Raw genomic sequence first — 14,972 nt, forward strand, 5'->3', positions numbered from 1 at the left:
GAGGGTCCGCCCTTTTTCGTGCCTGTGCGAAACAGTTCAGCCCTTGGCGGCGAGCGACTGCATCCGCTTGAGATAGCGTGCCAGCACGTCGATCTCGAGATTGACGGCATCGCCCACGGCGAGCGAGCCGATGGTGGTGACTTCGGCGGTGTGGGGTATGATGTTCAGCGCGAAATGGCAGGTGCCATCGTCCTGGTCAGCGACTTCGTTGACCGTGAGCGAGGTGCCATCGACGGTGATCGAACCCTTGGGCGCGATGTAGGGCGCAAGTTCGGCCGGAGCGGAAATGCCGACGCGCGTCGAGCCGCCTTCCGGGCACAGGCCGACGACGTGGCCCACGCCATCGACATGGCCCGTCACGATATGGCCGCCGAGTTCGTCGCCCAGCTTGAGCGCAGGTTCGAGGTTGAGCCTGGCGCCTTCCTGCCAATGTGCGGGCGCGGTGCACGAAATCGTCTCGCCGGACACGTCGACCGCGAACCAGGCGTCGCCGGCGGTACCACCGCGATCCACCACCGTCAGGCACACGCCCGAACACGCGATCGAGGCGCCGATGGCGATCCTGGCGGGATCCATCGCGCAGGCGATGGTCATGCGCTTGTCGCCGCGGTCCTCGATTCGGGTGATCGCGCCGATTTCGGTGACGATGCCGGTGAACATTGCTCTCTCTCCTTCAGCGCCTGCGCTCGTAGACGTCGAGCGTGTCACTGCCAAGCTGGCCACGGGACACATGGCTCCAGCGGCCGTGCGCTGCATCGAGCGTGGCGAGGCCGATATCGGCGATGCAAGGCTTTCCCCCGCCGATGACGATCGGTGCGCGGTAGATCATCAGCCGGTCGACCATGTCGGCGGCCAGGAACGTGACTGCAGCGCCCGCGCCGCCTTCGACATAGAGATACTGCAGATCGCCGAACGCATCGGGCGCGGTGATGTCGGCAATTGCGCGCCAGCCTTCGGGTGCAGGGGCGTGTGTAAGCACCCAGCGTTCCGGACTGCGCGCCTCGAGCCCGGGCAGGCGCACATCGAGCCGGGGCGAATCGGCGCGGAGCGTACCGCCGCCGACGAGGATGGCCTCCGCGCGCGCACGCTCTACGTGCACGTGAGCGCGCGATGCTTCGCCGGTGATCCAGCGGCTGGAGCCATCGGCAAGAGCGATGCAGCCGTCGAGCGAGGTCGCAAGCTTGAGCGTGACGTGCGGACGGCCGAGGCGGGCGCGGGTGAGATAGCCGGCAAGCGAGTGCTGCGCCGCGTGCGATGGCGTCGGGTCCACCTGGATCCCCGCGGCGCGCAGGCTTTCCATGCCGATGCCGGCCGTGCGCGGATCAGGGTCAGGACAACCGACCACCACGCGGGCAAGGCCGCTGGCGATTACCAGCGATGAGCACGAAGGCCCGCGCTCGCTCTGGTGTGCGCAGGGTTCGAGCGTGACATAGAGCGTCGCGCCGCGCGCGGCTTCGCCGGCCTGCGCCAGTGCCATGGCTTCGGCATGGGGGCGACCTCCGATCTGGGTGAACCCGCGCCCCACCACGCGGCCATCGCGCACGATGATCGCGCCTACTGCCGGGTTGGGGCGGCTGAACGGACGCCCGCGCGCCGCAAGCGCCGCCGCCGCGCTCAGCCAGTCCTGATCGCTGTGCCCCCCCATCGCCGGGCCTCAGGGCTTGGGCGGGGCGGGTACCGGCTTGCCGGTGATCTGGCGCAGCAGCGCCTCGTTCTTCTGCTGCTCGGCCTTGCGCTCGGCTTCGCGCTCGACGGTGCCTTCGTCGTACATCTTCTGGGTATCAATCCCCGTGGCCGCGCCGACCGCCTTGTACATCTTGCGGATGTCCTCGGCGCGGCGGTCTTCCTCGGCCTGCTCTTCGTCGAGCTTCTTCTGCGCGGCGATGTTGCCGGCAAGGATTTCCTTGTCGCTGCGGTCGGCACGCCAGCTTTCGATGTAGATCACCTTCGGCGGCCGCGGCAGACCACGCCCGCCCTGCTGGGTCATCAGGTAGAAGATACCGCCAGTGACGCAGGCGGCCAGCAGCAGCGCGCGCATCCGGTACTCGCTGGGCGCGCCGAGGACCTGCCAGAGGTCCTTGATCGCGCGCTTGGGCGAAACGTTGGAAAAGAAACCCTTCATCGTGTCCCCTAGATAGGGGCCTGTGCCCGTTTGCGCCAGTTGCGGTTACATTTCCTCGTCGAGGCTGAGCAGCGATGCGTTTCCGCCAGCGCTGGTGGTGTCGGTCGAAGTAACGCGCTCGACGCAGAAGCGGGCGAGGTAGTGCGGCCCGCCGGCTTTGGGGCCCGTGCCCGACAGACCTTCGCCGCCAAACGGCTGGCTGCCGACGACCGCGCCGATCATCGAACGGTTGACGTAGAGATTGCCGACCTTGGCCGCGCTCTCCACCGTCTCCGCCACGCGCGCGATGCGGCTGTGGAGGCCCATCGTCAGACCGAAGCCCTTGGCGTTGACCCGCGCGATCACGTCGTCGAGTTCGCCGGTCTTCCATGTGGCCACATGCAGCAGCGGGCCGAACCATTCGGCATCGAGCTGGTCGAGCGAATCGAGGCGGATGACGGTCGGCGGCACGAACAGGCCGCTGTCCGGCACGGCGACCGTCTTGACGATCCGCCCGGCGATCTCCGCGCGGCGCGCCATCAGCTTGTCATAGGCCGCCCGGTCGATCACCGGACCGACATCGGTGGCAGGATGCGCCGGATCGCCGACCACCAGCGCGTCCATCGCACCTGCCAGCATTTCGAGCGTGCGGTCGGCGATGTCTTCCTGCAGCAGCAGCAGGCGCAGCGCCGAGCAGCGCTGCCCGGCCGAACGGAAGGCGCTGGTGACGATATCACGGACCACCTGTTCGGGCAGCGCGGTCGAATCGACCACCATCGCGTTGATCCCGCCGGTTTCGGCAATGAGCGGGACGATCGGGCGGTCGTCGTCTGCCAGCAGCGCGCGGGCGATGCGCTTGGCGGTGGGGACCGAGCCGGTAAAGGCCACGCCCGCGACGCGGGGATCGGACACGAGTGCATGGCCGGCTTCGGCACCGCCGACGAGCAGCTGCAGCGCGCCTTCGGGAACACCGGCCTCACGCGCCAGCGCCACCGCCCACGCCGCGATCGCAGGAGTCTGCGGCGCGGGCTTGGCGACGACGGTGTTGCCGGTGACGAGCGCCGCGACGACCTGGCCGAGGAAGATCGCCAGCGGGAAGTTCCATGGGGCGACCGCCGCCCAGACGCCACGCGGCAGCATGCGCAGGACGTTGGTTTCGCCGGTCGGTCCCGGCAGGGGCACTGGCTGCATCAGATCACGCGCCTGACGCGCGTAATAGCGACAGAAGTCCGCCGCTTCGCGCACTTCGGCAAGCGCATCTGGCAGCGTCTTGCGCGCTTCGTGCACCAGCAGCGCGAAGGCTTCGTCGCGGCGCGCTTCGAGCAGGTCGGCCAGACGGTCGAGCACGTCGGCACGGGCATCGACGGACACCGACGCCCAGGCCGGAGCCGCAGCGGCGGCCGCGCCGATCAGCGCGCCGGCACTCATCTCGGCAGGCACGGCCAGAGCGGGTGCCCGCGCGATCTTCGCCGCAAGATCGGCCAGCACGGCGCGATCGTTGAGGTCTACGCCTGCGGAATTGCCGCGTACCGGCTCGAACAGATCGACGGGCATGGGGATCGAGGGGTGGGGCAGTCCGCCGCTTTCCTGCGCCTTCGCCACCGGATCGGCGAGCAGGTCCTCTTCCGACAGGTCCGCGTCGGCCAGCTGGTGTACGAAGCTGGTGTTCGCGCCGTTCTCCAGCAGGCGGCGGACGAGATAGGCCAGCAGATCGCGATGGCCCCCGACCGGGGCATAGATGCGGCAGCGATAGCCTTCATCGCGCACCAGCGCTTCGTAGAGCCCCTCGCCCATGCCGTGGAGGCGCTGGAATTCGAAGTCGGCGCCGGTCTTGCCCAACCCCTTCGACCATTCGACGATCGTGGCGACGGTGCGGGCATTATGGCTTGCGAACGCGGGCTCTACGTGCGGGCTCGCCAGCAGCTCGCGCGCGGCGGCGAGGTACGATACGTCGGTATGTGCCTTGCGCGTGAACAGCGGATAGTCGGGCAGGCCCTGTTCCTGCGTCGCCTTGATTTCACTGTCCCAGTACGCGCCCTTGACCAGCCGCACCTTGATCCGGCGCCCGGTCGCCTCGCCCAGGCCATTGGCCCAGCGGCAGACGCTGCGCGCCCGCTTGGAATAGGCCTGAACCGCCATGCCGAGCCCGTCCCAGCCCTTGAGCGCGGGATCGGCGGCAACAGCGGCGATGATGTCGAGCGAAAGGTCGAGCCGTTCGCTTTCCTCGGCATCGACCGTCAGCGGGATGCCGACCCTGGCCGCGCCGCGCGCCAGATCGAGCAGCATCGCGGTAAGTTCGGGGATCGCGGCGTCGGCCTGCGCCGCTTCGTAGCGGGGGTGGAGCGCCGAAAGCTTGACCGAGATCGAGTGCCCCTCGCCCGCAGCCTTGCCCACGGCGGCGATGGCGGCTTCGTAGCTTTCGAAATAGCGATGCGCATCGCCGAACGTGCGCGCGGCTTCGCCCAGCATGTCGAAGCTGGCGGTAAAGCCCCGGTTCTCGCCCTTGCGCATGCGCGCCATGGCTTCGTCGATGGTGCGGCCCATGACGAAGACCTCGCCCATCAGCTTCATGGCCGCGCCGACGGCCTGGCGCACGAACGGTTCGCCGCTGCGGGCGATCAGGCGGCGCAGCACGCCCGCCTGTGGCTCGACGCCGATCACCGCGCGCCCCAGCACCAGGCCCCATGTTGCGGAGTTCACCAGCATCGAAGAAGACTTGCCCGAATGCGCCCGCCAGTCCGCCTCGCCGATCTTGTCGGCGATGAGCAGGTCGGCGGTTTCCGGATCGGGCACGCGCAGGAACGCTTCGGCCAGGCTCAACAGGGCAAGGCCTTCGGCGCTGTCCATGCGGTATTCGGCCATGAAGCGGTTGACCCAGCCGCTCGCCTGTCCTTTGCGCAGTTCGGCGATCAGCGCCTTGCCGCGTGCCATGATCGCCGCTTCGCCCTCGCGCGGCAAGGCGGCGACCAGCGGGCGGACCACGTCGGGTTCGGCCAGGCGATGCAGGCGGCGCATTTCGGCGCGGGCGAGCGCCATGGCGGGGGTGAAGTCGAAGCGGCTGTCCATGCAGCGCCCCTAGCGCAAACCGGTTACACTTGCGACCGGATTTGCCAACATGCGTTCTGCCGTCAGCCGAACAGGCGGTAAAGCGCGCGCCCTTCGCGTTTGAGCCAGCGGTTGGCGTCCTCGATCCGCCCTTCGTAAAGCGCTGAAAGATGGGCGTGAAATGCGGGGCTGTGATCGAAGTGGGTCATATGCGCCACTTCATGCGCGACGACCGAGCGTCGTACGAAATCCGGCGCCATGACCAGTCGCCAGTTCATCCGGATCGAGCCGTCGGCGGCACAACTGCCCCAGCGGCGCTGCGCGCGCGACAGCGCCAGGCGCGGCACGGCCTTGCCAGCGCGGTCGCAGTAGTGCGCAAGATCCTCGGCCATCAGTCGCAGCGCTTCGCCTTCCAGCCAGCGGGCGAGCCGTCCCTGCAGCCCGTCCTGCGGGCCGCCGAGCACGATCATTCCATCGTCGAGCACCGGCTTGCGCGGTGCATCGGCCAGCCAGCGCACCTGCAGCGCCTCACCGCGGAATGGCACCATGCTGCCTGCGGTAATGCTCGCGCGCTCGGGCATGCGGCGCAGCTGCAGCGCAAGCCAGTCGGCGCGTTCGCGGGCGAAGGCTTCGGCATCGCCCACCCGGCCCCATCGCGGAATGGAGACGCGCACCTCGCCACCGTCGGGCGAGAGGCGCAGCGTCATGCGGCGGGCCTGCGCGAGCCGACGGATCACCAGCGGCATTTCGCGCCCGTCGATCGTCATCGTGCGCGGCGCGATCGGCTTGGGCGCGGCAGGCTCACGCAAGGGCCGGCGCAGCCAGTCGATCACAGGAAGAAGTCCTCGCCCCCGAGATCCTCGGGCTCAAGGATCACGTGGTCCTCCAGCGGGCCTGCCAGCACTTCGCTGATGACGCGGCCCTTGACCGACACGCCGGCGGCATGGACCGCCTCGCGATCCCCGCTGACCAGGTAGTGCCAATCGGGCAGCGGCTCGCCATCAGCGCGCAGGCGATAGGCGCAGGTGGGCGGCAACCAGGCGACTTCACGCACCAATCGTGGGGTCAGGCGCAGGCAATCGGGCACCAAGGCCTTGCGGTGCCGATAGTCACTGCAGCGCCCGCTGCGCGTGTCGAGCAGGCGGCAGGCGACATTGGTGCGATAGACCCGCCCCGTGTCCTCGTCCTCAAGCTTGTGCAGGCAGCACTGGCCACAGCCGTCGCACAGCGCTTCCCACTCATCGCGGGTCAGCGCCTCGATCGGCTTTTCCCAGAACCGCTCGCCCGGCGCTGCCACGTCAGTGCACCCACTTCGCCAGGTCCGCCGCGACGGCCGGCCCGTCCTTTTCGGCCGGCAGCAGCGCCAGCGGCTTGCCATCGGGCCCCATCAGGTAAGCGGCGCGGCTGTGGTCCATCAGATAGGCATCGGGCGAGGAGCCCTCGCGCTTCTGGTAATAGACCGCAAAGCTCTTGGCGACGGCGGCGATCTGCTGCGGCGTACCGGTCAGGCCGATCAGCTCGGGCCCGAAGTTCGCGGCGAACTTGCCGACGTTTTCGGGCGTGTCGCGCGCGGGATCGACGGTGATGAACATCGGCACGACCTTGGCCGCAAGCTCCGGGCTCGTCCTGGCGAAGGCGTGATAGCCCTGCATCAGGTGCTGGACGTCCAGCGGGCAGACGTCGGGGCAGAACGTGTAGCCGAAATAGACCACGCGGTACTTGCCGGCAAAGTCGGCGTACCGCACCGGCTTGCCGTCCTTGCCGGTCAGGGTGAAGTCACCGCCGATGCTGGCGCCTTCGAGCGGTGGACGCTCGGCAGGGCCGCTGCCCGAACAGGCAGAAAGCGCGAAGGCCAAAGCGCTGGCAAGCGTTAGGAATATCGGTCGGCGGAAGGATCGGCGCGGGGCTTGGTCGAGCATGGCGCGCCGGTTCATGCTCTGCTAACCAGCTGCTTGCAAGGGGCGATACCCGCCAAGGGGCGCCAACAGGAGGACGACGACGTGATCAGGTGGACCCGCTTTGCGCGGCGATATGCCAAGCTGGGCGCTGTGGCGCTCTCCGGACTTGCTCTGGGGATCGCTGTGCCTGCAGCGGCGCAGTTCTCGGACAGCTACAAGTTTCTCGAATCGGTGAAGAAGAAGGAAGCCGACAAGGTCACCGATGCGCTGAACGAGCCCGGCACCCAGATCGTCAACACCCGCGACATAACCACTGGCGAATCCGCGCTGCACATCGTCACCGCGCGGCGCGATCTGATGTGGATGCAGTTCCTCGTCGGCAAGGGCGCCAACGTCAACATCCGCGACAACAAGGGCACCACGCCGCTCGTCCTGGCCTGCAATCTGGGCTATCTCGAAGGCGTGGACTTCCTGATTTCGGCTGGCGCCCGCGTCGACGAGCCCAACAACACCGGCGAAACGCCGCTGATCAGCGCGGTCCACCGGCGCGATGTCGCGCTGGTGCGGGCGTTGCTGAAAGCCGGTGCCAATCCGGATCGCCCCGACAATTCGGGCCGGTCGGCACGGGATTACGCCGCGCTTGACGGCAAGGGCAGCACGATGCTGAACGAGCTGGAGAATGCCGCCAAGGCCAAGGCTGCCAATCCAGCCAAGAAGAGCTACGGCCCGACGTTCTGATCCGATTCCTCCAGCAGGTTGCGCCATGGACACCGAAACCGCCGATCACGCTTCGCTCGAAGACCTGCGCATGGACCTTGCGCCGCTCGTCGCGGAATCGGCGATGTTCGACGGATGGAGCAATGCTGCGGTCGATGCAGCCGCAGACATGGCCGGCGTCGACCGCGAAGCCGCGCGCTTTGCCTTCGAAGGCAAGCCGATGACGATGATTGCCGCGTGGATCCATGCAATCGACCGCGACATGGCGCGCGAGCTGCCCAACGAGCGCATCGGCAACCTGCCGATCCGCGAACGCATCCGCAGCCTTGTCCAGTTCCGCCTCGATGCGCTTGCCGGGCGCGAGGAAGCGCTGCGGCTGGCCTTGGTCGAGATGGCCAAGCCCTGGAACGCGGCCTCCGCCGCGCGGCTCGGCTGGGAAAGCGCCGATCGCATGTGGCGGCTCGCCGGCGATACCGCCACCGACTACAACCACTACACCAAGCGTGCGACGCTCGGCACCATCTACGCCGCGACGCTCACCTTCTTCGCCCAGGACAAGAGCGAGGACCACGACGAGACGCGCGCCTTCCTGTCGCGCCGTATCGATGACGTGATGAAGTTCGAGAAGGCCAAAGCCCGCGTCATGCGCCCGCGCGATGAAGGCCTCAGCCTGACGCGGCTGCTCGGTCGCCTGCGCTACCCGGCGACCTGACGGACAGCGTTCCAAATTGACCTCGATCAACTATTGCGAATGACTTGCAATTGTTGATCCGCTGTGGCAGCGCCGCAGGCGTGACACTCGACCAGCTCCCCCTTGGCATCAGCGCCCGCATCGCCGCGGTCGACTGGGACATGCTCGTGCCCGAGGAAGCCCAGCGCCTGCGCGCGCTGGGGATCGACGAAGGCGCGAAGGTGAAGCTTGCCTATCGCGGGGTGTTCCTCGGTCGCGACCCGCTGGCGATCGAGATCGGGCGCATGACCGTTGCCCTGCGCCGCGCCCACGCCCGCGCCATGACGGTCGATACCGTGCCCGAGACGCAGGCGGCCTGACACGATGAGCAGGCAGCCCTGCGTCGCCGCCCTTGTCGGCAATCCCAATGCGGGCAAGAGCGCGCTATTCAACGCGCTGACCGGCGCGCGCCAGAAGATCGCGAATTACCCTGGCGTCACCGTCGAACGGAAGGCCGGGCGCATGCTGCTGCCCAATGGCGAACCGGTCGAGCTGGTCGATCTGCCCGGCTCCTACGGCCTCCACGCCACCACCAGCCCCGACGAGGAAGTGACGCGCCGCGTGGTGATGGGCGAACAGCACGGGCAGGCGCAGCCCGACGTGCTGGTCATCGTGCTCGACAGCTCGAACCTCGAACAGCACCTTGTCTTCGCGCAGGAAGTGCTCGAACTCGGCCGGCCCACGGTGGTCGCGCTCAACATGGTCGATCTGGCCGAGCGCGATGGCCTGGTCCTCGATTCGGCGGCGCTTTCGGCCGCGTTGGGGGTTCCGGTGATCCCGACGGTCGCTGTGCGCCGTCGCGGGCTCGACGATCTTGCTGCAGCCGTCGCCGCCGCGCGCGATGCGGTGGCGGAGCAGCCGGTCGCCCGGGCGCATGTCACCTTGCCCGAACGACGCATGCTTGCGCACGAAATGGCGCAGGGGGCGATCCTTTCCGAAACCGCCAAGCACCGCATCCATGCGCGCATGGACAAGGTCCTGCTGCATCCCTGGGCCGGCCCGCCGATCCTGTTCGCGCTGCTGTTCGTGGTGTTCCAGGCGGTGTTCAGCTGGGCGACGCCCTTTGCCGACGGGATCGACGCCGCCTTTTCCGCAATCGGCGACTGGGTGCGAACCGAACTGCCGGCCAGTCTCGCACGCGATCTGCTTACCGACGGCGTGATTGCGGGCGTCGGTGCGGTGGTGGTGTTCCTGCCGCAGATCCTGATCCTGTTCTTCTTTATCCTGACGATGGAGGCGACCGGCTACATGGCGCGCGCCGCCTTCCTGATGGATCGCCTGATGGCCGGCGTCGGTCTTTCCGGTCGCAGCTTCATCCCGCTGCTGTCGAGCTTTGCCTGCGCGGTGCCCGGCATCATGTCCACGCGATCGATCACCGATCCAAAGGATCGGCTGACCACGATCCTGATCGCCCCGCTGATGACCTGCTCGGCACGCCTGCCGGTCTACGCGGTGATCATCGCTGCGTTCATTCCGAACCGCGCCGTCCTCCCCGGCGTCGGTCTGCAGGGGCTGGTGCTGTTCACGCTCTATGTCGTCGGCATCATCGGCGCGATGGTCGTCGCGCTCATCCTGCGCCGCTCGGTGACCAAGGGCGCGGCATCGGGCTTCATCATGGAGCTGCCCAAGTACCAGCTGCCCACGGTCAAGGATCTGGCGCTCGGCCTGTTCCAGCGCGCGTGGGTGTTCCTGCGCCGCGCCGGCACGATGATCTTCACCGTCACCGTCGCGCTGTGGCTGCTGCTCAACTTCCCGCGCGCCGAGCCGGGCCAAGACCAGGTCAACGCCTCGATCGCCGGGCATATCGCCAACGGCCTTGCCGTGGTGGTCGAACCGATCGGCTTCAACCGGGACATCGCGCTCGCACTGATCCCGGCCATGGCCGCGCGCGAGGTTGCCGTCAGCTCGCTCGCCACGACCTACGCCGTGGGCGCCACCGACGACGATCAGCAGGGCCGCCAGCTCGGCGACCAGCTCAAGGGCCGGTGGAGCCTCGCCACGGCGCTCGCCTTCCTCGCCTGGTTCGTGTTCGCGCCGCAGTGCATGTCGACCATTGCCGTGACTCGGCGCGAAACCAACGGCTGGAAGTGGCCGGGCTTCATGCTGGCCTACCTGTTCGGCCTCGCCTACGTCTTTGCCGGGGCGACCTACTGGATCGCGGTGGCCTTGGGCCTCGGCTGACGACTGTGGAGAAAAGTGGGCGTTGCCTTGGCCCACGCAAGCCCCATCTTCTACGCAGGCGGGCATTTCTCATTCGGGACACGATTCGATGGCAGGCAGCGTCAACAAGGTCATTCTGATCGGCAATCTCGGCGCCGATCCGGAAGTGAAGAGCTTCCAGAACGGCGGGCGCATCGCCAACCTGCGCATCGCCACCAGCGAAAACTGGAAGGACCGCGCCACCGGCGAGCGCAAGGAGCGCACCGAGTGGCATAGCGTGGTGATCAATTCCGAAGGTCTCGTCGGCGTGGTCGAACGCTTTCTGAAGAAGGGCAGCAAGGTCTACATCGAAGGCCAGTTGCGCACCCGCAAGTGGCAGGACCAGTCGGGCAACGACCGCTACACCACCGAAATCTCGGTCGGCGGCATGGGCGGGGTGCTGACCATGCTCGACGGCCCGCAGGGCGGTTCGGGCGGTGGCGGCATGGGCGGCGGTGGCCGTTCGTCCGGCGGCGGCTGGAACGATGGCGGTTCGTCGGGCGGTTCGCGCGGTGGTGGCTCGTCGGGCGGCAGCAGCTGGAACCAGGGCGGCGGCTCTTCGGGCGGCTTCGGCGACGATCTGGACGACGACATCCCTTTCTGATCGAGCCATTCTGATCGCAGGCGCGCAAGCGGCACCCAAGCGAAAGCTGGGGTCACTTCCGGCCCCAAGCCTCCTCAAGTCCCGCGCGTATCTCCGTACAGGTGAATATGCAGGCGGTCGGTAAACCGCCACCCGGCGTTGAGCGCCGCGTCCGACAGCCATTTCGAGCGATCGCGCAAGGTTGTGCTGTCGGTGCCCTCGGGCATCACGAACAACCGCTCGCCGGGCATGGCGTAGGCCTCCTGCAGCGCGGCCACTTCCTCCACATCGGCAGGCGTCGCCACCACGAACTTGAAATAGGCGCGCGGCTCGGCCGCCCAGGCAGCCAGCCGTTCCGGGATCAGCGCCAGCTCGGCCGGATTGCCCGAATGCGCAAGTTTGGGGCTGACATTGTACTGATCGACCAGCGCGTCCAGCGCCGCATGCGGCGCGACCGAACCGTTGGTTTCGATCTCGACGTGGAAGTCTGGCCGCACTTGCCGGACCGCCGCGACCATCCGCGCCAGCGCCGCTCCCTGCAGCAGCGGCTCGCCCCCGGTGATGACCAGCCGGTCGGGCAACAACGCCACGATCCGCGACGCCACCTCACCCTCGTCCAGCACCAGCTGGTTCGCGCTGCGTTCGAACGCCAGGTCGTCGCGGTGCGGCCGATTGTCGCCGGTAAAGCGCCACGTGTACGCCGTATCGCACCAGCGGCAGGCGAGGTTGCAGCGCGACAGGCGCACGAACGTGGAAGGCCGGCCCATCGAAGGCCCCTCGCCCTGCAGCGAGGCGAAGATCTCCGCCTCGCCCGGATTGACGGTAGCGAGCGTCAGCACCCCTATCCTCCCCCGCAAGGGGAGGGGGACCGCCGAAGGCGGTGGAGGGGTATTGCCCGCACGCTACCCCTCCGTCGACGCTGCGCGCCGCCACCTCCCCTGCAGGGGAGCATGGTGGGCCATGGCCTGATCACCCCAGCCGCTTGAGCGCAGCGGCCAGCCGCTCGGCTTCGGCCGCGTGCATGGCATGGTCGGCGCGCGCCTTCTCGACCGCTTCGGGCTTGGCGCGCTCGACGAACGAGGGGTTGGACAGACGCCCTTCCAGCGCCTTGGCTTCCTTCTGTGACACGGCCAGCGCCTTTTCCAGACGCGCCCTTTCCGCCGCAATGTCGATCACGCCGTCGAGCAGCACGATGATGTTGGCGTCACCCGCGCCGATCTGCATCGCAGCGCCTGCAGGCGCTGCTTCGAAACGGATCGCGTTGAGCCGCGCCAGTCGTTCGATCGCGGCCGGGTTGGCCTCGATAGTCGCGCGCGTCTGGGCCGAAGGTTCGGGCAAATAGGCATCGAGCCGCGCCCCGGGCGCAATGCCGAGCTCGTTCTTGGCCGTGCGCAGGTTGGAGACGAGCGCGATCAGCCACTCGACCTCGCGCTTGGCATCCGCGTCCGCCGGGACATCAGCCGAAGGCCACTGCGCCACGATCAGGTCGACCGACCGGTCGCCAAGCGCGTGCCACAGTTCTTCGGTGACGAAGGGCATGAACGGATGCAGCATGACCAGGATCTGATCGAGCACCCAGCCGGCAACGGCACGGGTCTCGTCATCGAAGCTGCCCTTGATCAGTTCGATGTACCAGTCGCAGAAGGTGTTCCAGGTGAACTGGTAAATCGCATTGGCCGCCGCGTCGAAGCGCAGGTCGGCCATCGCCTGATCGAGCGCGCGGACGGTTTCGCCCACTTCGCCCACGATCCACTTGTTGACCGCGCTGGTCGCCTGCGGAGCGGTCGCCGACGTGCTGCCGACGATGCCGTTGCTCTGGCAGAAGCGGGCCGCGTTCCACAGCTTGGTGGCGAAGTTGCGGTAACCCTCGACCCGCTTTTCATCCATCTTCACGTCGCGGCCCTGGCTTTCCATGGCGCACATGAAGAAGCGCAGCGCATCGGCCCCGTACTTGTCGATCAGGCCCAGCGGATCGACCACGTTGCCCTTGGACTTGGACATCTTCTGCCCGTCTGCCGCGCGGACGAGCCCGTGGAGATAGAGCTTCTTCCACGGCACCTGCCCCATGAACTCGATGCCCTGCATCGCCATGCGCGCATCCCAGAAGAACAGGATGTCGAAGCCCGACACCAGCAGGTCGTTGGGATAGTGCTTCTTGAGCAGCGGCGCGTCCTGATCGGGCCAGCCTAGCGTGGCGAAAGGCCACAGCGCGGAGGAGAACCACGTGTCGAGGACGTCCTCGTCGCGCGTCAGCTTCTTGTTGCCGGCCAGCGCTTGGGCCGCTTCCTCGGTTTCGGCGACGAAGACCGAACCATCCTCGGCATACCACGCCGGGATCCGATGGCCCCACCACAGCTGGCGGCTGACGCACCACGGCTGGATGTTCTCCATCCAGTTGAAGAAGGTCTTTTCCCACGTCTTCGGCACGATCTCGATCTTGCCCGAACGCACCGCCTCGATCGGGGCCTTCGCCAGCGTCTCTGCATCGACGTACCACTGGTCGGTCAGCCAGGGTTCGATCACCACGCCGCCGCGGTCGCCGAACGGCGTCTGGATCGTGCGCGGTTCGGCGTCGAGCAGGGTCTCGTTGCCCTCCTTGTCCTTCACCACGTGCGGGATCAGGAAGCCCGCTGCCTTCATGTCGGCAACGATGGCGTCGCGCGCGTCGAAGCGGTCCATCCCGAGGTACTTTTCGGGCACCAGGCCGTCGGCGGTCTGCACCACCTTGGCTTCGGCATCGAACATGTTGAGCATGTCGGCCGCCTTGATCCCGGCGCGCTTGCCCACTTCGAAGTCGTTGAAGTCATGCCCCGGCGTGATCTTCACCGCCCCAGACCCGAGCTCGGGATCGGCATGCTCGTCCGCCACGACCTTGAACCGGCGGCCGGTCAGCGGCTGCAGGATTTCCTTGCCGATCACCGACTTGTAGCGCTCGTCCTCAGGATGGACGGCCACGGCCATGTCGGCCAGCATCGTCTCGGGCCGCGTGGTCGCAACCTCGATGTAATCGAGCCCGTCGTCGCGCTTCACACCATCGGCTAGCGGATACTTGAAGTGCCAGAACCCGCCCTTGATCTCGTGCGTCTCGACCTCGAGGTCGGAGATCGCGGTCTTGAGCTTGGGATCCCAGTTCACCAGCCGCTTGTCGCGGTAGATCAGGCCCTTGTTGTAGAGGTCGACGAAGACCTTCACCACCGCGCGCGTGAAATGCGGGTCCATCGTGAACTGCTCTCTGGACCAGTCCATCGAGCAGCCCAGGCGCCGCAACTGGCGCGTGATGGTGCCGCCGCTCTCGGCCTTCCATTCCCACACCTTGTCGATGAAGGCCTCGCGCGAATAGTTCGTGCGCTTGTCCTGCCGCGCTTCCATCTGGCGCTCGACCACCATCTGGGTGGCGATGCCGGCGTGGTCGGTACCGACCACCCATAGCGCATCCTTGCCGCGCAGGCGTTCGTAGCGGATCACCACGTCCTGCAGCGTGTTGTCTAGCGCGTGGCCGATGTGCAGCGAACCGGTCACGTTCGGCGGCGGATTGACGATCGTGAACGGCTGCGCATCGGGGCGCTCGGGGCGGAACAGGCCGTTCGCTTCCCAGTGCGCATACCACTTCGCCTCGATGCCGGCAGGCTCGAACGTCTTGGCAAGCTCGGTCGCGATTTCGGGCACGGAATCCGTTGCAGGGGTCTGGTCGCTCATGCG

At 67.4% G+C, this 14,972-nt stretch carries 14 protein-coding genes; 5 read left to right on the forward strand and 9 right to left on the reverse strand.

All coding sequences use genetic code 11. From position 1 onward, the window contains the following. Positions 1-36: 36 nt before the first annotated feature. The 7 genes from AACH40_RS16215 to AACH40_RS16245 form a co-directional block, all read right to left on the reverse strand. Positions 37-660 (reverse strand): riboflavin synthase, encoded by a 624-nt coding sequence (locus AACH40_RS16215; RefSeq protein ID WP_338643283.1) that lies wholly within the window; start codon positions 658-660, stop codon positions 37-39. 13 nt (positions 661-673) lie between these two features. After that, complete coding sequence (gene ribD, locus AACH40_RS16220) at positions 674-1,645, reverse strand: bifunctional diaminohydroxyphosphoribosylaminopyrimidine deaminase/5-amino-6-(5-phosphoribosylamino)uracil reductase RibD (RefSeq protein ID WP_338643284.1); 972 nt, start codon at positions 1,643-1,645, stop codon at positions 674-676. Between the two features lie 9 nt (positions 1,646-1,654). Further along, positions 1,655-2,122, reverse strand: coding sequence for a hypothetical protein (locus AACH40_RS16225; protein WP_338643285.1), 468 nt, complete (start codon positions 2,120-2,122; stop codon positions 1,655-1,657). 45 nt (positions 2,123-2,167) lie between these two features. Next, positions 2,168-5,167 (reverse strand): L-glutamate gamma-semialdehyde dehydrogenase, encoded by a 3,000-nt coding sequence (locus AACH40_RS16230; RefSeq protein ID WP_338643286.1) that lies wholly within the window; start codon positions 5,165-5,167, stop codon positions 2,168-2,170. 62 nt (positions 5,168-5,229) lie between these two features. Next, the gene (locus AACH40_RS16235) at positions 5,230-5,979 is read right to left on the reverse strand and encodes a SprT family zinc-dependent metalloprotease (RefSeq protein ID WP_338643287.1); all 750 of its coding nucleotides are present in this window, start codon (positions 5,977-5,979) and stop codon (positions 5,230-5,232) included. Beyond that, positions 5,976-6,443, reverse strand: a complete 468-nt coding sequence (locus AACH40_RS16240; protein WP_338114960.1) for a YcgN family cysteine cluster protein — start codon at positions 6,441-6,443, stop codon at positions 5,976-5,978. The genes AACH40_RS16235 and AACH40_RS16240 overlap by 4 nt, the downstream gene beginning before the upstream one ends. A gap of 1 nt (position 6,444) precedes the next feature. Beyond that, positions 6,445-7,065 (reverse strand): SCO family protein, encoded by a 621-nt coding sequence (locus AACH40_RS16245; protein WP_338643289.1) that lies wholly within the window; start codon positions 7,063-7,065, stop codon positions 6,445-6,447. A 120-nt stretch (positions 7,066-7,185) separates the two neighbouring features. Here AACH40_RS16245 and AACH40_RS16250 point away from each other — a divergent pair, with 120 nt between their 5' ends. From AACH40_RS16250 to ssb, 5 genes are all read left to right on the forward strand, one after another. Next, the gene (locus AACH40_RS16250) at positions 7,186-7,782 is read left to right on the forward strand and encodes an ankyrin repeat domain-containing protein (RefSeq protein ID WP_206069730.1); all 597 of its coding nucleotides are present in this window, start codon (positions 7,186-7,188) and stop codon (positions 7,780-7,782) included. Positions 7,783-7,807: 25 nt separating this feature from the next. Continuing rightward, on the forward strand, positions 7,808-8,473 hold the full coding sequence (locus AACH40_RS16255) for a COQ9 family protein (RefSeq protein WP_338643290.1): 666 nt from the start codon (positions 7,808-7,810) through the stop codon (positions 8,471-8,473). Positions 8,474-8,553: 80 nt separating this feature from the next. After that, positions 8,554-8,811, forward strand: coding sequence for a FeoA domain-containing protein (locus AACH40_RS16260; RefSeq protein ID WP_169495043.1), 258 nt, complete (start codon positions 8,554-8,556; stop codon positions 8,809-8,811). A gap of 4 nt (positions 8,812-8,815) precedes the next feature. Next, positions 8,816-10,672 carry a ferrous iron transporter B gene (feoB, locus tag AACH40_RS16265; protein WP_338643291.1) on the forward strand — a complete coding sequence of 619 codons (1,857 nt, stop codon included), beginning with the start codon at positions 8,816-8,818 and terminating at the stop codon, positions 10,670-10,672. 88 nt (positions 10,673-10,760) lie between these two features. Next, positions 10,761-11,294: a single-stranded DNA-binding protein gene (gene ssb, locus AACH40_RS16270; protein WP_338643292.1), complete on the forward strand. Its 534-nt coding sequence runs from the start codon at positions 10,761-10,763 to the stop codon at positions 11,292-11,294. A gap of 74 nt (positions 11,295-11,368) precedes the next feature. Here ssb and AACH40_RS16275 read toward each other — a convergent pair whose 3' ends face one another. Both AACH40_RS16275 and AACH40_RS16280 read right to left on the reverse strand, forming a co-directional pair. Then, complete coding sequence (locus AACH40_RS16275; RefSeq protein ID WP_338643293.1) at positions 11,369-12,112, reverse strand: 7-carboxy-7-deazaguanine synthase QueE; 744 nt, start codon at positions 12,110-12,112, stop codon at positions 11,369-11,371. A 130-nt stretch (positions 12,113-12,242) separates the two neighbouring features. Continuing rightward, positions 12,243-14,969 (reverse strand): valine--tRNA ligase, encoded by a 2,727-nt coding sequence (locus tag AACH40_RS16280; protein ID WP_338643294.1) that lies wholly within the window; start codon positions 14,967-14,969, stop codon positions 12,243-12,245. Positions 14,970-14,972: the final 3 nt, after the last annotated feature.

The sequence above is a fragment of the Novosphingobium olei genome, assembly GCF_037076535.1.
Taxonomy (GTDB): Bacteria; Pseudomonadota; Alphaproteobacteria; order Sphingomonadales; family Sphingomonadaceae; genus Novosphingobium; species Novosphingobium olei.